Here is a 19,916-nt window from a genome sequence, read left to right on the forward strand (position 1 = left end):
TGAGGAATTCAGTTAAGTATACGATATCAAAATATTAAGGAGGTTAGTTATGAAGCGTGATAAAAATTTACCACTTACGGAAACAGTATATTATATTTTACTTTCATTATTTGAACCATTGCATGGGTACATGATTATGCAAAAAATTGAAGACATGAGTAATGGACAGGTCCGTATGGCAGCGGGAACACTGTATGGTGCTATTGAAAATCTACTAAAGCTTAAATATATACAGCCAGTTTTTTCTGAGGATAAAAGGAGAAAGGTTTATCAAATTACAGAGAAAGGTAAAGAAATTTTGTTGATGGATATGAGTCGTATGGAACATATGATAACTGTTACAAAGCAGGCTTTAGAAGCAGGAGGAAAAGAAGATGAAAAAATTTAAGTTATTTTCAAGTTATTCAGCAGAAGAAAAATGGTTAAATGAACAATCCAATTTAGGTTGGAAATTGGTGAAAAAAAAGTTATTTTATACTTTTCATAAAAACACACAAAATTCATCAGTATATGCAGTTGATTATCGTATTTTTAAAAACAAAGATAGTTATCAAGACTATCTCAATCTTTTTCAAGATTCTGGTTGGATACATGTAGCGGGAAGCCGTTTATCTGGAGAGCAGTATTTTATTTCCTTATTAAATGAAGACAAAGATGTATCCATCTTTTCAGATAGAGAGTCTTCCCAGTATCGTTATAAAAAGAAGATGATAAATAGTATTCAAGGAATAGGGTATCTATTAACTTACTTGGTTGTAGCAATACTATATGGATATTTTGATATAAGAATGATTATGGAACCTAGATATGCTTTTCTTACACCTGGTCTCTGGGAGAAAAGTGGCATGGAATTTTGGAAAGCATATTTATTTGAACTACCATTTGCTCTTATTTTCCGTATACTTCCTGTGATTTTAATCATAGGTTATATAATTTTAATGGTCACTTATTTACTTTGGGCATTTTATAGCCAAAATAAAGAAAGGAAGTTTGAAAATGAAAATTAAAACTAATTATGACCATTGGATGTTTGGGGTTTACGGTTAAGGCAAACCTATTATATTAGAAAAGGAGAATGAAATGGCAAATCATGAATTTGGAATTATGGAAACTACTCCTAAAGAGAACCAAAGGTTTGATGAATATGATCCAAAAAAATATAAGCATATTAAAATAGATGATGATTTCATTGAGCCATTGTTGGCTGAATTTCAGAGTATCCCTTGTTATTGGCATACATTAAAACACCCAGAAACTAACCTTGCATATTATGGTATAACACTAATACCCCCTGAATCTATGGGTAACTTTATATCTGTTTTTAACAGTCAGCCTTCAGAACAGTATAATGAGATAATTGAATTATTTGAGCAAGCCAAAAGAAAAAATAAATATATTATTCACTTTGGAATTTAAACAGGAACATACAATGCCTTCAAATAAATATTGATTTGAAAGTTTTACTTTATATGTTGATAGATTAATAGATGAATTATATGATATAATCTATATAAATTAAGAATTATTTATATTATAGTGTATAAGAATTATTTATTTAGATGGAGGATAGTTATGAAAATAAATACTATAAAAGAAAATAATATTGACATTGCTGTTGTAAATAGTAAGGATATATTAATAACAGATGTTCAGTCAGCATTGGATTTTATGATGACGATACAGTATAAAACTAACTGTAATCGTATAGTTTTGAACAAATCGGCAATATGTGAAGAATTTTTTAATTTAAGTACAAAAATTGCTGGTGAAATACTACAAAAATTTGTTACTTATCAAGTAAAAATGGCTATTGTAGGAGATTTTTCTGAATATACAAGTAAGAGCTTGAGGGATTTTATCTATGAATGTAACAAAGGAAAGGATATATTTTTCTTATCTGATGAAAAAGAAGCCATTAAAAAATTAAGTATGGTATAGTATTTACTAATACAAACAAATAGACAATAAGAATTTATTATTGTAAATAGCTTGACAAAGAAATTCCACTTTGATATTATACAAGGAAAATGAATAGATCTCATAGTATTATTCTCGCCGGAGAATAATACATCTATAAAGAGATAAAAGAATCGCATCGGTAGGCCTGAGGTTGCGTCAGGTCTACCTTTTTTATTTATTTTTTTTATTTATATTCTAAGAGGAGGAGAAAGTATGAAAAATAATGAAGTAGCAGTTAAAAATCAATCAAAGAACATGTTTAGGTTATTACTGTCCTATATTGTACCTGGAATAGCAGGGCTTCTATTTAATTCCCTATATATTGTTGTTGATGGTCTTTTCGTGGCAAGGATGCTTGGAAGAGAACCATTGGCGGCAGTAACTGTTGGTGTTCCTGTTGTAGAAATACTGTTAGCTTTAAGTATGCTTATATCAGTAGGAGCAGGTGTACTGATTTCTAGTAAAAATGGTAAAGGAGAATATAAAGAAGCAAGAGGTATTTTTAATATATCCGTTAGACTATTAGCTATAGTGTCTATATTAATAGCAGTAGGTGCATTGATATTTATACGTCCTATTGCAAAGATGCTGGGGGCTACTCCTGATATAATGGATTTGGTAGTTGAATATATGAAATATTTCTTTGCATTCAGCCCTGCTTTCATGTTTAGCTATGCCATGTGTACATGGTTAAGAAATGATTCACAACCGAAACTTGCAATGTTTGCTCAGATTGTTGGAGCATTATCAAATGTGTTTCTTGATTGGTATTTCATGGGACCTTTAAAAATGGGAATAGGTGGAGCAGCATTAGCTACTGGCTTGGGTCCTGTATTCAGTATGACAATAATGTTGCCACATTTTATATCAAAGAAAGGTAATTTATATTTTGAAAAAATAAAAATGGATTTTAAAATCATTTCTGATATGTTATTAAAGGGTATACCATCATTTGCTATGGAATTTGCTTTGGGTATAACAACATTATGTGTTAATATTGCAATTGGAATACACATGGGAGCTTTAGGGTTTGCCGCATTCGGTATAGTAGGATATATAGCTTTAATAATTTTATCATTATTTTTAGGTATGGCAGAAGGTTCACAGCCATTAATAAGCTTTTACCATGGAGCCAATGAAGATAAGAATATGAAAGTAATTTTAAAAATTAGTTTGCGTATATCAATAGCTATAGGAATAATAGCATACTTACTATTGTTTAAATATACAGAAGTTCCAGTATCTATATTTGCCGATAATGATATTGAGCTCGTTAAAGCTGCTACCACTGCAACCATTTACTATTTCCCAGCTTTATTTGTATCAGGTATAAACATTCTTTTAGCATCGTATATGCAATCCATAGGACATTGGAAGGAGTCTGTAGCAATATCTCTATGTAGGTCCTTAATTTTATTGCTTCCATTATTGCTAGTATTACCTAAATTTTTAGGAGATAATGGTATATGGTTATCAGTGCCATTTGCAGAAATATTAACATTACCTATAGCTTATATATTGTGGAATCCAAAGAATAGTATAATAACACAATCATCTATATCTAGATAATGGTATAGAAATAAAAAGAGATTAAGTTTCTAGGTCAACTTAAAAGACCAAATAGACTTAAGCTCTTTTTTTATTACGTTGACAAAAATTCAATACAAGAATATAATTAGTATAACAAGTATGAAAAGTAATACTGAAAGGAAGTGTACTATGAATAATAAAAATCTGGAAGAAAAATATATGGGGTCTGTTAAGGTAGGTTCAAAGGGTCAGATTGTTATTCCAAAGGAAGTTAGAGATATGTTTAATATATCTCCAGGAGATACTCTAATTTTACTGGCAGATGCCCAAAAAGGCATTGCAATAGAAAGATATGATGTGTTTTCTAAGATTGCTGATGCAATTTTTGCAGGTAAAGCACAGGAAATTTATCCATCAGAATCAGAAGAAGATTCACTTATCTTTGCCAAAGAAATAAGAAAACTGACTGAGTCTGGAGAAAAGGACAATGAGTAAAATAGTATTTTTCAATATCCCAGCTTATGGACATACTAATCCTACCATAGCAGTAGTAGATGAATTGGTAAAACGGGGTCATGAAGTTTGGTATTATTCATTTTATGAGTTTCAGGAGAAGATTGAAAATGTAGGGGCAAAATTTATACCATGTGATGAGTATTTGCCAGAATTTACTCCAGAGGTAGAACGGAAAGTTGGAAAGGATTTCGCAGCCCTTATTGAGATGACAGCAGATACAACAATGAATTTAGATGAAAAGGTATGTAGAGAACTTAAAGAATTTAATCCAGACTGTATTGTATCTGACTCCATATGTATATGGGGGAAATTATTTGCAATAAAATTAGATATACCTTATATCTGTTCTACTACGACCTTTGCAATGAATAAATACACTGCGAAACTGATGAAGCAAAGTCCAAAAGAAATATTCCGTATGTTTATGGGCATTCCAAGAATCAATAGAAAGATAAAGCTACTTCAGAAAAAAGGATATAAGGTAAAAAATATTATAAATATTATTCAAAATGATAATGATACAGATACAATTGTCTATACATCTAGAGAATTTCAGCCTATGGTAGAAACATTTTCAGAGAAGTATGCTTTTGTAGGACCTTCTTTTCAAGTTCCAGAAATTAAAGAAACTCAAAAGAAATATCCACTGATTTATATTTCATTAGGGACGGTGCTAAACCAAAACAGAGATTTTTATCAAAATTGTATTCAGGCATTATCTGATGTTGATTGTGAAGTTATTATGTCTGTTGGAGACAAGACGGATATTTCTAGATTTGGTAAGTTGCCAGACCATTTTAAAGTTTATACTAAAGTTGAACAATTAAAAGTTCTACAGCAGACGGATTTGTTTATTACTCACTGTGGAATGAATAGTATAAGTGAAAGTTTATATTTTGGCGTTCCATCTATTTTGTTCCCATTGCATAGTGAACAGCTCATGGTGGCAAATCGAGTAGCAGAATTAAATGCTGGAAAAAGATTAAATTCATGTACTTCGAATAGTATTAGGGAAATCGTTTTAGAAATGTTGAATGACATATCCTATAAAAAAAATGCAGAAATAATTTCAAAAACCTTGCAGCAAGGAGGAGGACCCAGTGCAGCTGCAAATAAGATAGAGAAGGTATGTAGCTGATGATATAATTCCCAAAACTTATGGATAATATATAAGTTTTGGGAATTATTAGGATTCTACAATTGGTTTATAGTTTATTAACTGCTTTTTCTATCCTTTCTAGTGCCTCTTGTAATACTTTTTTACTAGTGGCTATATTCATACGTTGAAACAATTTACTTTCTTTACCGAATATAATACCCTCATTTAATAATATCTTACATTCTTTAATAAAGAAGTTATTTAGTTGATTTTCATTCATATTAAGTTCTTCGCAATCCAACCATAAAAGATAAGTTCCTTCTGGTGGAATAACTTTTATTTTTGGAATTCTTTTTTCAAAAAAGTCTATTGAAAACTCTAAGTTTTTATCCAAGTATTTCATTAACTCCTGATACCAGCTTTCACCTTTTGAATATGCAGCTTCTTGTGCAATATCTCCAGGAACTGAACCTCCTTGAATACAAAGTTTGTCTGCTTGGATTTGGTATTCTTTACGTAGCTTTTCATTTGGAATAATAATATTTGCTGTTTTAAAGCCTGCAATGTTAAATGTTTTATTTGGTGCAGTGCATACAATAGAGTTTTGAGCAAACTCTTCGTTTATACTAGAAAATACAGTATGAGTATTTGGCTTGTATACAATGTCTGCATGAATTTCATCAGATACTATTAAAATATTATGTTTAATACATATTTCACCTAACTTTTTTAGTTCTTCTTTTGTCCAAACCCTTCCAACTGGATTATGAGGACTACAGAGAATCATTAATCTTGTTCTTGGTGTTATTATTTTTTCAAGATTTTCAAAATCCATTTCATAACGATTTCCATTTCTTCTAAGAGGATTTTCTATAACACTACAACCATTATCTTTAATCAGTTTTGCAAAAGGATGATATACAGGTGTTTGGATAATAACATCATCTCCAGGCTTTGTATAAGCACCAATGATTATATTAATTCCTGGAACGACTCCTGGTGCAAATTCAAACCATTCTTTTTTTACTGTCCATTGAAATCTTTTTTGAAACCAATTGATTGCAGCATTATAATAAGAATCAGGAATAAATGTATATCCATAAATTTGATGTTCTATTCTTTGTTTAATTGCTTCTACAATTTCAGGTGCTACTTCGTAGTCCATGTCAGCAATCCAAAGAGGAATGAGATCATCATCTCCATATGTTTGTTTTAATTGATCCCATTTAATACAATTACTTCCTTTTCTATTTACTATTTTGTCAAAATTATATTCTTTCATATTTTCAACTCCTAGTATGGTCTTTTGATTAATATTAACATATAAAAAATCAATAGACAATTGGATATTCATTTAAATTAGTACATTTGGATTTGAATTGAGAAAAGAGGAACACCTTCTCTTGCTGTTGTTCTCTTAAAAGCTTATAATATCTATTTTACTATAGAATAGATGATTTTAGCCATTTCTTCTGGAGTTTTTCTAGGCATCTCTGTACACCAGAGTAAAGTTAGTTTCCAGAAGCCAGCAAGCTTAAACTCAAATTCGTATTTATATCTATCCATGAAATTTTCATCTACATTTTGTTCTTCAATATGCCCTATTTTAATTGCTACTTTATAAATAATTTCAAATAGATTATCCTCAATAAAATATAGAAGATGGGCTTTTTTCATTAAAAGTAATGTATCTATATGGCTTTCCCAAAACTTAAAATAGGATGTTGAAATAGTAAATAATGAATCTGCTTTATCATTTAAAATTGTCTGTGCAAAATCATTTGCTAAATTTAGACCAATATAATTGAAAATATCGTCCTTTGATTTAAAGTATCGATAGAAAGTTCTTCGACCAATATCTGCTTTATTAACAATCTGAGAAATTGTTATATCTCGATACTCCTTTTTTTCTAATAACTTTAAAATAGCTTCAACTACCCAGTCTTTAGTTTGATTTACTTCCGTGGCTTTCATAAAATATCACCTCTATATATTAATGGCACAAAACCAATATTATGTATCACTTCTTGAGAATCTATTGTCTTATACATTCAGTAATATTATACTAAACTTATACTTGTGGCACAAGCGTGTCATATCTAATCTTTGTATATATTTAAATAAAAATAAAAATGTACTTTTGAGTTAGTTATATCTAACTATGAAGTGCTGAAAGGGGAATTACATGAATATAGTAAGGGTAAAAAATTTAACTAAAAAATACAAAGATATTACTGCTGTAGATAATGTAAGTTTTGAAGTAAAAAAAGGTGACATTTTAGGATTAGTTGGACCAAATGGTGCTGGTAAAAGTACTACTATTCAAATGATTTCAGGATTACTAATACCTGATAAAGGAGTGATTTTATTTGAAGAAAATAAAAGTTTTAAAAATTGGCATTTTAACTTAGGATTAGTACCTCAAGATTTAGCAATCTATCCTGATTTATCTGCTGAGGAAAATGTAAGATTCTTTGCTTCTCTATATGGTTTAAATGGGGAAAATTTAAAAAAGCAAGTTAATGAGTCACTTACATCCGTTGGATTACATGAGCAAAGAGATAAAAAAGCAAAGTACTTCTCTGGAGGAATGAAAAGAAGACTCAATATTGCTTGTGCAATTACTCATAAGCCAAAATTAATTATTATGGATGAACCAACTGTAGGAATTGATCCACAATCAAGAAACTTTATTTTAGAAAGTATTAAAAAACTTCAAAATCAAGGAACAACCATAATTTATACTTCACATTACATGGAAGAAGTGGAAGAAATTTGCAACAAGCTCCTAATCATAGATCATGGACAAATTATTTTATCTGGAGCTACAGATGAGATAAAAGCATTGTATAAAAATAACAGAATACTGACGGTATCATTTCAAGCAGAAACCCTAGATTTTGCAAAAGTAAGAGAGAGTATATTGAACATAACAGGGGTAACAGAGGTAAATATGAAAAACCAACGCTTTAATATCCATTGTAGGAAAGATATGAATGACTATGATACTGTTTTTAATATACTAAAGCAATTCCATATCTCTATAATTAGTATTGAGCATACAGTTCCTACCCTTGAAGAAATCTTTTTATCTTTAACAGGAAAGGAGCTTAGAGATTGATGATAAGAAATATGTATACCAAGGAACTAAAACAATTCTTTAGAAAATCATTTAATGTTGTATTTATGTTAGTAGTCCCAATGATTCTTATTCTGATTATGGGATATGCCATGTCTAACATAATAGGAGTAACAGGAATAAAAATGGAAACAAAATCCGAAGAAAGTATTCTCTATTACTTAGAAGATAATTACCATTCAAGATATGATAGAGAATTTCAACAGTTTCAAGTAGCAGTAGAAGACAAATTTAATGTGACCTTTAAAAAAGTAAATGATTATGAAAATGGTTGTGAAAAGGTGGATAAACATAAGTCTATAGCACTTATTAAGCTATCTAACAATGGTTTCTATTATTATCGCTCCCCTTATAATGAAACAAGTTTAAGTAAATTAATAAGAGCTTCTTATGAAAATTTATTAGGAAATATAAGTATATCTTCTGATGATTATATTACATCTAAAGAAGTAGAAAAAACAACTATTGATTCTTATACTTATTTCACTTTTGCAGAATTAGGTTTAATTATAATGTATATTGCTTTAATTGTTGGGCAGAGTGTATTCAGTGAAAAAGAAATAAAAGCTTTTGAGAGAATTTATATTTCTAAAATAGGCATAAATAAACTGATGTTAAGCAAAGTTTTATTTGGTACTACAATTGGTGCAATTCAAATCGTGCTTGTTTATCTTATGTCTACTATTTTATTAGATGTACATTGGGGAAAATATTTTCCATTTATTTTTGCACTTTATCTAGTCTTGGCTTTATTTAGTTCTACCCTAGGTGGAATAATGGGTCTATTTACAAAACAGAGAACAGCCTTAAATGACAATATTTTAATGATTTCTATTATATTAGTTCTCATGGGTGGAGGGCTTACTCCTTTATCATACTTAGAATCCATAAAAATAGTGTCTATATTGAGTAAAATAAGTCCATTATATTGGGTAACAAATTCCGCATTGGATTTATCAGGGGGTATGCTTACCAACAACTTTTTCGTATCTTTAGCTATGTGCTTTATCATCATTCTTTCTCTTTGGATTATTTACTTATTGAAAAAGAGAGAAGAGCAGAGAAAAGGGGTGACCATTTATGAATAATATTTTCAAAAATACTTGGATGATTTTCGTAAGGAATAAGGAGTATATTTCAACAATAGTAGTTGCTCCTGTTATTATGCTTTTAGTTTTCTCTTTTATCCTTTCTTATCAATCAAAGGTTAATATTGCAGTAATTAATCAAGACCATAGTGAAATAGGGTCTATGGTGGAACATACCCTTGATAATACGGATTTGTTTCATACAATTGATATGGATTTAGATGAAGTAAATCAAAGCATTATTCATAATAAAATTGAATTTGCCGTTGTAATTAAAAGCGATGGAGAAAGTATAGATTTAACAAAAGAGAAACCCATTGAAATAATAAAGGCAAAAGATTCTAAATTAGCCGATTACATGGAAACTATATTAAATAACAATATAAATGCTAAATGCAATAATCGTGTTCATGATTTTGAAATACGAAAAAATGAAGTACCCAAGAAGGGAGTGCCTATAAATAATGCTTTAGGTATGGTAATTTTTAAAATGATTGGTTCCTGCTCTTTGCTTGCTGGATTGATTATTGCAGAAAAAAGGAATGGGATTCTAAATAGAATTTATATGAGCAAAACAAAAATGTCCGCCTATCTGTTTGGACGTGGTAGTGCATTTTTTATGAATTTAGTCTTATTTATTTTTGTTTATTTTATTACATCAAAGATATTTAAATTTGATTTTGCAATGAAAAATCCTTTTAATTTAATAGTTGTTTTTTCTGTATTAGCAATCTTCACCATTGCCTTTGGTTTAGTTTTATCTGCATTTACCAATGATGAGAATCATGTTTGGAACTTTTCAATTTTAGTTTTACTTCCCAGTTCCATATTATCTGGAGCTTTATTTCCATATAATGCAATGCCTAAAACAATGCAGAAAATAGGAGCAATTTTCCCTCAAAGATGGATTATCTCAGCTATTGAAACATTACAAAAAGGAGGAAGTTTAGTAGATACTATTGTTCCTTTGGCCAGTGTATTGGTTCTTTCAATTTTACTATTTATTATAGCTGTTAATAAGATTAATAGTTTGATCCTTTAGGCGGGGAATTAGTTAGTTTGTGATGATAGAATTATATTTATATAATTTAAAATTACAGTTGTATTCTTTATTTTATTCTAGTATAATCTAAGGTAATATAGCTTTCAATTTTATTTCGAGGGGAGTTGATTAAATTATGGCAAACATGAATATGGTGATGAATCAATAATTTAATATTTGGGTGTACGTTAGAGCAGAGGCTTTTCGTATACTCTATAAAAACAACCCTTTGTAAATAATGTATAAACATAACTTGCCAATGGGCAAGTTTTTTTTGTGCAAAAAATTGGAGGTAATATGGTGAGGTTTGAAGAGATTTATAAGATAGAAAAAGGTAATTTAATCATGGCACGTATTAGCGAAGTACAGAGAGAATTATTCAAAGTAATATGCAAATATGGAGAAACCAATGCAAAATTAAAAGGTACTTTTTATAAATATAAAAATAATAAAGAATATCCTGTAGTTGGAGATTATGTTCTTATGCAATATAATGAAAATGGAAATTCTTTAATTGAAGAAATATGTGAGCGGAAAAGTATTTTTTCTAGAACAGATTTTTCAGGACATGGTGCTGGGTATGTAAAAACAGTGAAAGAGCAGGTAATCGTAGCCAATTTTGACTATATATTTATTCTTTCATCTCTGAACCATGATTTTAACTTAAACAGAATAACAAGATATATTAGTGTGGCTTTACAAAGTGGTGGAAAACCCATAGTGATTTTGACAAAAGCAGATGAATGTCACAACCCAGATACTTATGTAACACAGGTAAAAAGCATATCAAAACAGATTGATGTCTTTGCTATTAGTGCCAAAACAGGATATGGAATGAAACAATTAGATATATATATGGAGGCAGGAAAAACTATAGTTTTTATAGGATCTTCTGGGGTAGGGAAATCCACACTTGTAAATGCAATTGCAGAAGAAGAAATCATGATGGTAAATGATATACGTGAAAATGATTCTAAAGGTAGACATACTACAACTCATAGGCAGTTAATTGAACTTACATCAGGAGTAATAATTATTGATACTCCAGGAATTAGGGAACTTGGAATGTGGGATGCTGAGAATGGTATAAACCATACATTTTCAGATATAATTGAACTCTTTGATAAATGTAAATATCGTAATTGCAGTCACAGCAAGGAGCCAGGATGTGCAGTAAATCAAGCTATTGAAAATAATATACTTTCCATAGAGAGATGGAAAACATATTGCCAGTTGTCTAATGAAAATCAATGGGGCAAGAATAAATCCATATATACTAAAAAAGGAAAGTTAGAGAATAAGATAAAAAGGGGAAAATAAAAAATGAAATTCTATAATATGGAACCAAAATATGTAAAAGAAGCACTTGAATTAGCACTTGAAGAATACAGTAATGAGTGTACAAAATGTCCTCAGTTAATGAGGGTAAATTTTGAAAAAGAATTGGAAGTTCTTATTCAACGATTATTTAAAAATAAGTATGGAAAAGTGGCTGTTGAAAATGGAAAGGTTATAGGATATTTAGCATTTCAAGAGCCTAGAGATGGATTTCATGGGAATGTAAAAGGGGTATTTTCGCCATTAGGAGGAAGTGCATTTGCAGGTGAGAATAGAAATATTCTTGCTTCAAAATTACTACAAAAAGTTACAGAAAGCTTGGTTACTGATGGAATATGTAGTTTTTCATTAAGCAGATATGCTCATGATGAAGAAGTGGGTAGATCTTTTATAATGAATGGATTTGGCATTAGGTGTAGTGATGCTATTATGAAACTTAATACTCGTACAAAAATAAGTGAATTTAATAAAGATATTAGATTTCAAGAGTTAGTGAAGGGTGATAAAAGAGAAATATCAAGTCTAAGGAAAGAATTAATAAAGCATTTAGCCAGTGCACCAATATTTTTTCCTACCAGCATGGCTCAAGATGATAATTGGTTTGAAAACCATAGAACTCGAGTATTTGCAGCAAAACAAGAAAATAGAGTTATTGGATATATGGAATTAGATACAGAGGCAGAAACTTTTGTTTCTGAAAGTGATAATATTTATAATATTTGCGGAGCATATGTTGATGAAGAGTATAGGAGCAAAGGCATAGCACAGCAATTATTAGAATACATCTGCGAAATTTCCGAGAAGGAAGGAAAAGAGTATCTAGGGGTTGATTGTGAAACATTAAATCCTACTGCTCTTAGGTTTTGGAGTAAATATTTTGATAGTTATACCTATGGCTATACTAGAAGGATTGATGAAAGGGTGCTGGGTTACAATAGTATCTTTTCTAAGTAATTTTTCTAAGATTTCTATACAAATAAAAGTTTTTTGGAGGTGGTTAATTTGAAAAAATATTATCAAGCATATGAACAAAGATATAAGAAAATACATGAAGAAGGATTGTTGTGGTTTTCTAAAGAACCTACTATGGAATTAATTAATTGGATACAGCACTACAATATTCCTATAAATGATGATATATGCGAAATAGGATGTGGAGAAGGCAGAGATGCTCTATATCTTGCAGAACAAAAGTATAACATCACTGGTGTAGATATTTCAGAAGAAGCTATAAAAAAATGTAAAGAGTTATCTAAAGAAAGAAAAGTTTTGGCAGAGTGGATGGTTTCAGATGCTTTAGATTTAAGAGAAAAGCTTAATAGACAATTTGATTGGATTTATTCAATAGGAACTCTACATATGTTAGTAGAAGACGAGGATAGAAAAGAATTTTTAAAGACAATAAATTCACTACTTAGACCTAAAGGGAAATTTTTGTTAGTTAGTATGGGAGACGGGAAAATACAAAGAAAAACGGATGTCTCAGCTGCATTTGTATTGCAAGAGAGAAATCATACGTTGACGGGAAAAACATTTAAGGTAGCAAGTACTTCCTATAGAGCTGTTAATTGGGAAGAACATAAAAGAGAGTTAAAAGAAGCAGAGTTTCTTGTTGAAAAGATGATGGATACTGAAAATGAAGAATATTTTAAATGTATGACTGTCTATTTAACAAAAGAATAGTTAATTATTATGTTTTATCTAAATTTAAATAAGTAGTCATGGAAAGTCGAGAGAATTAATCAATTTTCTCGACTTTTTGATTTTCTTAACAACTTCTTTATACATATTTCTTTTATAATTAGTGTGACTAGTAAAATATTAGAATGAAAAAGGAGGAATATATGTTAGAAGAACGCGTTTTTACTATTGAGTCTCCGAAGAATAAGTTGATAACCCTAGATGTAATTCCAGGTCACTTTACTACAGGAAATGCACATTTAAATTATTACTTGAATATGAGCCGAATAAAAGCAAATGCACTAGTAGCAAGAGATGTAGCAAGAGAAATGGCTATTCCTTATTTATCAAAAAGCCTTGTAGATACTATTATTTGTATGGAAGATACTGAGGTTATTGGTGCATATATGGCTGAAGAACTTCTGGAAAATGGCTCCATGGTAGTCAATAGTGATAGAGATATTCATGTGGTACGTCCTACAGTTTCTATAGGTGGACAATTGATTTTTATGCAAAGTACTCAAAAATTTGTTTACAATAAACACATTGTTCTACTTATAAGCTCTGCTTCTACTGGAAAAACAATTTTAAAGGCATTGGAGTGTATCAGCTATTATGGAGGAAATCTAGAGGGAATATCTGCTATTTTTTCTGCAAGAGCTAAAATAGCAGGTCAAGAAATCAATGCCATTTTCAGTACTGATGATATACCAAATTATGAAGTGTCAAAACCATCGGAATGTAAAATGTGTAAAGACAAACAAAAGATAGATGCAATTGTTAATCACGATGGATACACAATGGTGTAATATACAAAAGATTAGGAGATGATGTAAATTAATTACATAACTAATATAATAGACAGTTTAACCCTATCTCAGATAATAATGGTAGTTTTATCACTTGCTCTTGCATATATGGCTGTGGAAAGAAAGTATGAACCATTACTTCTTCTTCCATTGGCATTTGGAATGCTTATTGCTAATATACCTATTGCAGGTTTGTCTTCTTATGATGAAGGTGGATTAATTTATTATTTATATAAGGGAATTGAGCTTGGGATTTATCCTCCTATGATTTTTATCTGTATTGGTGCAATGACAGATTTTAGTCCATTAATTTCATCACCTAAGACAGCATTAATTGGTCTTGGAGGTCAGCTTGGTATTTTTGCAGCGATGTTTGGAGCATTAGGTTTAGGATATGTATTTTCATATTTTATTCCTGGATTTGAAAATTTCACTATGCAGGAAGCAGCAGCAATTGGAGTTATAGGAAGTTCAGATGGACCAACATCAATTTATATAACAAAACAGTTGGCAAGTCATTTGCTTCCAACAATTACCATTGCAGCGTATTCATATATGGCTTTAGTACCTCTTATTCAGCCACCTATAATGAGAGCACTTACTACTAAAAAGGAAAGAATGATAGTTATGCCTATTCCTAAAAAGGTGTCTAAAACCAAGAAAATTCTTTTTCCTATTGTAACAACTTTGGTAGTTTTAATTTTAGTACCTTCTGCAGCCACATTGATTGCAATGTTAATGCTTGGCAATCTTATTAGAGAGAGTGGTGTAACAGAAAGATTATCTAGAATGCTTCAAGGAGATTTATTGAATTTACTTACTTTATTAATTGGTTTGTCTATTGGAGGAAGTGCAACAGCTGATAGAGTATTAAATATTAAAACACTTTTGATTATTGTTTTAGGACTTTTTGCATTTGCCATGGGAACAGCTGGGGGAGTAATAGTAGCAAAAATTTTATGCAAATTAACAGGAGGAAAAGTGAATCCTCTAATTGGAAATGCAGGAGTATCTGCTATGCCTATGGCTGCTAGAATATCTCAAAAGCTAGGACAAGAATATAATCCTTCAAACTATCTTTTAATGCACGCAATGGGACCTATTGTAGCAAGTACCATAGGTTCAGCAATTATAGCAGGAATTTTTATTACCATGTTTGGATAGTAAAATACTAATGTAGAAGCTATTTTGAAAACTATGATATAATAGATTATAGTATATGAAGATGAAAGCGTTCATCTATCAGTTATAATTATAAAAAGTGTAAGGTGGATTAATTTGAATAAGAAAATAGCTAAAAATATTACTTTCTCTATTTGTATTCTTTGTAGTACATTGCTTATATGTGAAATTCTTTATCGTTATGATTTAGGACATCAAAATATAAATATTGTAATGTCTATGGCAATATTTATTATTACAGCAGTCACAGAAGGATATATTTATGGGATCCTGTCAGCAGTCATAGGAGTATTTACTTATGATTTTCTAATAACTTCACCAAGATTCGGTTTTAGTTTTACTGTGGATTTTCCAGTAACTCTTATTATACTGTTGATTGTAGTTTTTACTAGCAGTACTATTACTGCTAGGATTAAGACACAGGCAAAACAGGCTAGACAAAAACATCAACATGCTGAATTGCTATATAGTATAAATAGGAAGTTTCTTTCTACAAGGGATTTGAATACGATAGTAAGGTATGCTATGGAATACTTGAAAGATGAATTAATACATTCCATAGCTTTTTTTGAAGATATAAGGCCAAAAGGAGAACTGAATCCATATTTTAGATATGTAAAAGATGATGTAAGTATTGAGTATTTTACCAAAGATGAAATATTTCACTTAGTAAGGATTGCTGCAGATAGGCAAGAAATCTTAGATAATAAGGACTATGGCTATTTTTTACCCATAGTTACACAGAATATTACTTACGGAGTATTTGCTTTTTCTTTTAGAGAGAAAGATTTGAGCAAAAAGCAAAAGATGTTTTTAGAATTAATAGCAGAGCAAATGGGGCAAGCACTTAGAATGTATCATCTTACAGTAGAGCAGCAGAAAGTTAAGGTAATGATTGAAGCAGAAAAGGTAAAGAATGACTTTTTAAGAAGTATATCTCACGATTTAAGAACTCCGCTTACTGGTATAATAGGTGCCAGCTCTACTTTACTGGAAGAAGGAGAAAAAATACCTTATAAAGTACAGAAAAAATTAATAGAGGGCATACAAAATGATTCCCAATGGCTTTTAAATATGATTGAAAATATATTATCCATTACAAGGGTTCAGAAAAATGATATGATAATTGATAAATCAGAAGAAATTGTAGAAGAAGTTATAGAAAGTGCCGTATTAACCTTCCGAAAACGTTTTCCTAATACTGAAATTACTGTAAAACAGCCTAAAAATGTAATTTTACTTCCTATAGATATGATGTTGATTTCTCAAGTTCTCGCTAATCTTTTGGAAAATACACAAAAACATGCCCAAGGACAAAAGTCAGATGTAGTAATAGAAGTAAGAGAAATGGATGGTTTTGTAGGCTTTATTATAACAGATACTGGTCCGGGAATAGATCCAAAGATTCTTCCCATACTCTTTAACTTTGCAGTTACATCTGAGAATCCATGTAAAGATTCAACCCGAGATTTGGGAATCGGACTTTCCATTTGTAAAACCATAATCAAAGCCCATGGAGGAGAGATATATGCAAATAATCTACCAGAAGGTGGAGCAGAATTTATGTTTACAATACCCATTTGCAAAGAACAAGATTAAACAGATTAATAGAAAGGTATTGATATGAAAAATAAACCTGTTATTATGATAGTGGAGGATGAGGAGGCAATCATCGAATTCATTTCTATAAAATTAGAACTACAAGGTTATAGGACACTGAAAGCTGTCAATGGACAAGAAGCAATTTCTCTTGCCTCATCTCATTGTCCAGATTTAATTTTACTGGATTTGGGATTGCCAGATATGGATGGAATGGAAGTACTTAAATCCATTAGGAGTTGGAGTTTGGTTCCTGTGATTATTGTATCGGCAAGAAATGAAGAAAAATTTATTATATCAGCCCTTGACAGTGGTGCAGATGACTATATTACAAAGCCCTTTAACAATGCTATTCTAATGGCAAGAATTAGAACAGCTTTAAGAAAGGGACATATATCAAAAATAAAAAGCAGCAAGGTGAACCAATTTTTTATTTTAGGCGATTTATATATTGATTATGATAAGAGAATAGTAACTGTAGATGGAGAAGTGGTACATTTAACTCCTATAGAATATCGGATTATTGTTTTATTATCTCTGAATGCAGGTACTGTATTGACTCATGAATTCTTATGCCGTGAACTTTGGGGACCTTATGTGAACAAAAGTAAGGCACTGAGAGTTAATGTTGCAAATCTAAGGAGAAAAATTGAAAAAGATACGGCAGATCCTCAGTATATTTTAACAGAAATGGGAGTAGGGTACAGGATGTTAGAAGAAGTATGATAGATTTATATATAATTATTATAAAATAAAGAACACCTTTAAAGCTTAGGCTTTAAAGGTGTTCTTTATAAAAAATATTAGATTATATTGTATTTAAATATAAATACTTTTGTTCTAAAGGTTCTATAGACTTGATTATACAACCACCAAGGCATACTTCATCTTGATATAATACTGCTACTTGCCCAGGAGTTACTGCTTTTACAGGATAATCATATTTAATATAAAGATTTCCATCTTCTAATATATTTACTGTTACAGGTATATCTCCTTGTCTATATCTAAATTTAGCAGTACATTTTAAAGGCATAGAAGGAGCAGTTCCTAATATCCATTTAGGTGTTTCTCCAATCAATGAAGTAGAATAAAGAGCAGGATTTTTTTCACCTTGAGCTACATATAAGATGTTTTTCTTTAAATCCTTTCCAGCTACAAACCAAGGCTCTCCAGTTCCTACTCCTCCAATACCAATACCTTTTCTTTGACCTAAGGTATAATGTATGAGTCCACTGTGTTTTCCTATTTTATTACCTTCTATATCTATTATATCTCCTTCTTTAGTTAGAAGATATTTGTCTAGAAATTCATCAAAATCTCTTTCACCTATAAAGCATATTCCAGTAGAATCTTTTTTTGAGGCTGTAGTTAAATTGTGTTTCTCTGCTAGCTCACGAACCTGTTTCTTTTCCAAATGCCCTATTGGGAACAAAGTCTTAGAAAGAGCACTTTGATCTATTCGAGATAAAAAATAACTTTGGTCCTTATTATTATCATTTCCTCTAATCAAATAAGATTTACCATCTCTTTTCTCTACTTGCGCATAATGTCCCATGGCTATATAGTCAGCGTCTAATTTAAGAGCATAATCTAAAAAAGCGTTAAACTTTATTTCTTGGTTACACATTACATCAGGATTTGGTGTTCTACCTTTTTTATATTCATCAAGAAAATAAGTAAATACTCTGTCCCAATATTCCTTTTCAAAATTTATAGTATAAAAAGGAATTTCTAGTTGGTCAGCAACTTGTCTTGCATCTTCGGAATCAATTGTAGCAGTACAAACGCCATCCTCATCTTTTTCATCCCAATTTTTCATAAAAAGTCCAATCACTTCATATCCAGCTTCTTTAAGCAGTAAAGCAGCAACAGATGAATCTACTCCACCACTCATACCTAAAATTACTCTTTTTTTCATAAGTTCTTCCTTTCTTCAAAATATCTTAATATGTATTCAAAGAGGATATTAATATCCTCTTTTTAAATCAACAATATTAATTAATTTTTCGCCATTTATATACTTTTCCATATTTTTATAAACTATTTCATATCTTTTATTATTATTCATTTCTGATACCCAAGAATTGTGGGGAGATATAATTACATTTTCCATTTCCCATAATGGATTGTTTTCAGGTAAAGGTTCTACTTCAAATACATCTAAAGCAGCTTTTTTTATTTTACCAGATTTTAAATTCTCTATAAGAACTTTTTCATCTATAATACTACCTCTAGCAATATTGATTAAATATGTTCCATCCTTTATATGAGAAAATACCGATTCATCCATGAGATGGTGGGTCTTTTCCGTATATGGAGTAGCAATTACTAAGAAATCACATTTAGGTACTACATCATAAATTTTCTCAATACTAAAGGTTTGATGAAAATGTTCTGCTTCTTTTCCGCTGGAATTGATACCAATTATGTTTACATCGAAGGGTTCTAATCTTTTAGCAGCTTCGCTGGCAATGGAGCCAGTTCCTATAAATCCTATGGTTTTTCCTTGAAGTTCCATAAGAGAAGTATCTATTTTCCATGTTTTCTTATTTTGTTTATTATAGAATTCCTTAGTATTTTTAATCATCTCCAATATTTTAAGAACAATCCATTCGGCTATTGGAATACTGTATCCACCTCGATTATTTGTAAGTATAATATTTTGCGATAATATTTTATCTATTGGCACATGGTTAATACCTGCACTTGAAAGTTGGATCCATTTAAGATTTGGAAATAAAGATATATCTATTTTATTAAATGGATTAAAACATACTATTAAATCTATATCTTTTATATTATCAGAAAAAATTAGATCTCTTTCATCTCTAAAAATTATATCATAACCTAGTTTTTCTAGTTTTTTTATTTCTTCTTCAGCATATTTAAAAGTAATCAATGCCTTCATAGTCACCCTCCTTCCAGTATCATA

At 30.3% G+C, this 19,916-nt stretch carries 21 protein-coding genes; 17 read left to right on the top strand and 4 right to left on the bottom strand.

Annotation, left to right across the window (positions count from 1 at the left end; genetic code table 11):
• The first annotated feature begins 49 nt into the window (after positions 1 to 49).
• From KQI41_RS07580 to KQI41_RS07610, 7 genes are all read left to right on the top strand, one after another.
• On the top strand, positions 50 to 388 hold the full coding sequence (locus tag KQI41_RS07580; protein WP_154439671.1) for a PadR family transcriptional regulator: 339 nt from the start codon (positions 50 to 52) through the stop codon (positions 386 to 388).
• Positions 375 to 1,007, top strand: coding sequence for a DUF2812 domain-containing protein (locus KQI41_RS07585; RefSeq protein ID WP_154439672.1), 633 nt, complete (start codon positions 375 to 377; stop codon positions 1,005 to 1,007). Before KQI41_RS07580 ends, KQI41_RS07585 begins: the two co-directional genes overlap by 14 nt.
• 73 nt (positions 1,008 to 1,080) lie before the next feature.
• Entirely contained in the window at positions 1,081 to 1,416 is a 336-nt protein-coding gene (locus tag KQI41_RS07590; RefSeq protein ID WP_154439673.1) for a hypothetical protein, read from the top strand.
• A 156-nt stretch (positions 1,417 to 1,572) separates the two neighbouring features.
• Positions 1,573 to 1,938: a DUF4180 domain-containing protein gene (locus KQI41_RS07595; protein WP_154439674.1), complete on the top strand. Its 366-nt coding sequence runs from the start codon at positions 1,573 to 1,575 to the stop codon at positions 1,936 to 1,938.
• Between the two features lie 234 nt (positions 1,939 to 2,172).
• A complete protein-coding gene (locus KQI41_RS07600) occupies positions 2,173 to 3,528 on the top strand; it encodes an MATE family efflux transporter (protein ID WP_216585105.1) in 1,356 nt (451 codons plus the stop codon).
• A gap of 150 nt (positions 3,529 to 3,678) precedes the next feature.
• Positions 3,679 to 3,984, top strand: coding sequence for an AbrB/MazE/SpoVT family DNA-binding domain-containing protein (locus KQI41_RS07605; protein WP_216585106.1), 306 nt, complete (start codon positions 3,679 to 3,681; stop codon positions 3,982 to 3,984).
• Positions 3,977 to 5,143: a macrolide family glycosyltransferase gene (locus KQI41_RS07610; RefSeq protein WP_216585107.1), complete on the top strand. Its 1,167-nt coding sequence runs from the start codon at positions 3,977 to 3,979 to the stop codon at positions 5,141 to 5,143. The genes KQI41_RS07605 and KQI41_RS07610 overlap by 8 nt, the downstream gene beginning before the upstream one ends.
• A gap of 67 nt (positions 5,144 to 5,210) precedes the next feature.
• Here KQI41_RS07610 and KQI41_RS07615 read toward each other — a convergent pair whose 3' ends face one another.
• Together KQI41_RS07615 and KQI41_RS07620 are read right to left on the bottom strand one after the other, a co-directional pair.
• The gene (locus tag KQI41_RS07615) at positions 5,211 to 6,386 is read right to left on the bottom strand and encodes a MalY/PatB family protein (RefSeq protein ID WP_216585108.1); all 1,176 of its coding nucleotides are present in this window, start codon (positions 6,384 to 6,386) and stop codon (positions 5,211 to 5,213) included.
• A 152-nt stretch (positions 6,387 to 6,538) separates the two neighbouring features.
• Positions 6,539 to 7,078: a TetR/AcrR family transcriptional regulator gene (locus tag KQI41_RS07620; protein ID WP_216585109.1), complete on the bottom strand. Its 540-nt coding sequence runs from the start codon at positions 7,076 to 7,078 to the stop codon at positions 6,539 to 6,541.
• A gap of 211 nt (positions 7,079 to 7,289) precedes the next feature.
• Between KQI41_RS07620 and KQI41_RS07625 the strand changes: the two genes are divergently transcribed.
• The 10 genes from KQI41_RS07625 to KQI41_RS07670 all read left to right on the top strand — a co-directional run bounded on the left by KQI41_RS07625 (position 7,290) and on the right by KQI41_RS07670 (position 17,707).
• Positions 7,290 to 8,225, top strand: coding sequence for an ABC transporter ATP-binding protein (locus tag KQI41_RS07625; RefSeq protein ID WP_216585110.1), 936 nt, complete (start codon positions 7,290 to 7,292; stop codon positions 8,223 to 8,225).
• Positions 8,225 to 9,331 carry an ABC transporter permease gene (locus KQI41_RS07630; RefSeq protein WP_244971146.1) on the top strand — a complete coding sequence of 369 codons (1,107 nt, stop codon included), beginning with the start codon at positions 8,225 to 8,227 and terminating at the stop codon, positions 9,329 to 9,331. The genes KQI41_RS07625 and KQI41_RS07630 overlap by 1 nt, the downstream gene beginning before the upstream one ends.
• Positions 9,324 to 10,373, top strand: a complete 1,050-nt coding sequence (locus KQI41_RS07635) for an ABC transporter permease (protein ID WP_216585112.1) — start codon at positions 9,324 to 9,326, stop codon at positions 10,371 to 10,373. The genes KQI41_RS07630 and KQI41_RS07635 overlap by 8 nt, the downstream gene beginning before the upstream one ends.
• A gap of 297 nt (positions 10,374 to 10,670) precedes the next feature.
• Positions 10,671 to 11,693 carry a ribosome small subunit-dependent GTPase A gene (rsgA, locus tag KQI41_RS07640; RefSeq protein WP_216585113.1) on the top strand — a complete coding sequence of 341 codons (1,023 nt, stop codon included), beginning with the start codon at positions 10,671 to 10,673 and terminating at the stop codon, positions 11,691 to 11,693.
• A gap of 3 nt (positions 11,694 to 11,696) precedes the next feature.
• Entirely contained in the window at positions 11,697 to 12,665 is a 969-nt protein-coding gene (locus tag KQI41_RS07645; RefSeq protein WP_216585114.1) for a GNAT family N-acetyltransferase, read from the top strand.
• A gap of 48 nt (positions 12,666 to 12,713) precedes the next feature.
• Entirely contained in the window at positions 12,714 to 13,394 is a 681-nt protein-coding gene (locus tag KQI41_RS07650; RefSeq protein ID WP_216585115.1) for a class I SAM-dependent methyltransferase, read from the top strand.
• Positions 13,395 to 13,555: 161 nt separating this feature from the next.
• Complete coding sequence (locus KQI41_RS07655) at positions 13,556 to 14,200, top strand: hypothetical protein (RefSeq protein ID WP_154439689.1); 645 nt, start codon at positions 13,556 to 13,558, stop codon at positions 14,198 to 14,200.
• 78 nt (positions 14,201 to 14,278) lie between these two features.
• Entirely contained in the window at positions 14,279 to 15,364 is a 1,086-nt protein-coding gene (locus tag KQI41_RS07660; RefSeq protein WP_154439690.1) for a sodium ion-translocating decarboxylase subunit beta, read from the top strand.
• 114 nt (positions 15,365 to 15,478) lie between these two features.
• Entirely contained in the window at positions 15,479 to 16,981 is a 1,503-nt protein-coding gene (locus KQI41_RS07665) for an ATP-binding protein (protein WP_154439691.1), read from the top strand.
• Between the two features lie 24 nt (positions 16,982 to 17,005).
• Positions 17,006 to 17,707, top strand: a complete 702-nt coding sequence (locus KQI41_RS07670; RefSeq protein ID WP_154439692.1) for a response regulator — start codon at positions 17,006 to 17,008, stop codon at positions 17,705 to 17,707.
• Between the two features lie 82 nt (positions 17,708 to 17,789).
• On the opposite strand, the gene mnmA is transcribed toward KQI41_RS07670, so the two are convergent.
• Positions 17,790 to 18,902, bottom strand: coding sequence for a tRNA 2-thiouridine(34) synthase MnmA (gene mnmA, locus KQI41_RS07675; RefSeq protein ID WP_154439693.1), 1,113 nt, complete (start codon positions 18,900 to 18,902; stop codon positions 17,790 to 17,792).
• Between the two features lie 48 nt (positions 18,903 to 18,950).
• Complete coding sequence (locus KQI41_RS07680) at positions 18,951 to 19,892, bottom strand: phosphoglycerate dehydrogenase (protein WP_216585116.1); 942 nt, start codon at positions 19,890 to 19,892, stop codon at positions 18,951 to 18,953.
• Positions 19,893 to 19,916 lie beyond the last annotated feature (24 nt).

Origin of the sequence: Tissierella pigra (assembly GCF_018917845.1) — a bacterium.
GTDB classification, from domain to species: Bacteria; Bacillota; Clostridia; order Tissierellales; family Tissierellaceae; genus Tissierella; species Tissierella pigra.

Excerpts from the sequence above, each read along its gene's own strand:
- KQI41_RS07635 (WP_216585112.1), top strand. The coding sequence starts at position 9,324 with ATGAATAATATTTTCAAAAATACTTGGATGATTTTCGTAAGGAATAAG.
- KQI41_RS07680 (WP_216585116.1), bottom strand. The coding sequence starts at position 19,892 with ATGAAGGCATTGATTACTTTTAAATATGCTGAAGAAGAAATAAAAAAA.
- KQI41_RS07630 (WP_244971146.1), top strand. The coding sequence starts at position 8,225 with ATGATAAGAAATATGTATACCAAGGAACTAAAACAATTCTTTAGAAAA.
- KQI41_RS07670 (WP_154439692.1), top strand. The coding sequence starts at position 17,006 with ATGAAAAATAAACCTGTTATTATGATAGTGGAGGATGAGGAGGCAATC.
- KQI41_RS07610 (WP_216585107.1), top strand. The coding sequence starts at position 3,977 with ATGAGTAAAATAGTATTTTTCAATATCCCAGCTTATGGACATACTAAT.
- KQI41_RS07625 (WP_216585110.1), top strand. The coding sequence starts at position 7,290 with ATGAATATAGTAAGGGTAAAAAATTTAACTAAAAAATACAAAGATATT.
- mnmA (WP_154439693.1), bottom strand. The coding sequence starts at position 18,902 with ATGAAAAAAAGAGTAATTTTAGGTATGAGTGGTGGAGTAGATTCATCT.
- KQI41_RS07655 (WP_154439689.1), top strand. The coding sequence starts at position 13,556 with ATGTTAGAAGAACGCGTTTTTACTATTGAGTCTCCGAAGAATAAGTTG.
- KQI41_RS07600 (WP_216585105.1), top strand. The coding sequence starts at position 2,173 with ATGAAAAATAATGAAGTAGCAGTTAAAAATCAATCAAAGAACATGTTT.
- KQI41_RS07590 (WP_154439673.1), top strand. The coding sequence starts at position 1,081 with ATGGCAAATCATGAATTTGGAATTATGGAAACTACTCCTAAAGAGAAC.
- KQI41_RS07585 (WP_154439672.1), top strand. The coding sequence starts at position 375 with ATGAAAAAATTTAAGTTATTTTCAAGTTATTCAGCAGAAGAAAAATGG.
- KQI41_RS07580 (WP_154439671.1), top strand. The coding sequence starts at position 50 with ATGAAGCGTGATAAAAATTTACCACTTACGGAAACAGTATATTATATT.
- KQI41_RS07595 (WP_154439674.1), top strand. The coding sequence starts at position 1,573 with ATGAAAATAAATACTATAAAAGAAAATAATATTGACATTGCTGTTGTA.
- KQI41_RS07660 (WP_154439690.1), top strand. The coding sequence starts at position 14,279 with ATGGTAGTTTTATCACTTGCTCTTGCATATATGGCTGTGGAAAGAAAG.
- KQI41_RS07605 (WP_216585106.1), top strand. The coding sequence starts at position 3,679 with ATGAATAATAAAAATCTGGAAGAAAAATATATGGGGTCTGTTAAGGTA.
- rsgA (WP_216585113.1), top strand. The coding sequence starts at position 10,671 with ATGGTGAGGTTTGAAGAGATTTATAAGATAGAAAAAGGTAATTTAATC.
- KQI41_RS07620 (WP_216585109.1), bottom strand. The coding sequence starts at position 7,078 with ATGAAAGCCACGGAAGTAAATCAAACTAAAGACTGGGTAGTTGAAGCT.
- KQI41_RS07615 (WP_216585108.1), bottom strand. The coding sequence starts at position 6,386 with ATGAAAGAATATAATTTTGACAAAATAGTAAATAGAAAAGGAAGTAAT.
- KQI41_RS07645 (WP_216585114.1), top strand. The coding sequence starts at position 11,697 with ATGAAATTCTATAATATGGAACCAAAATATGTAAAAGAAGCACTTGAA.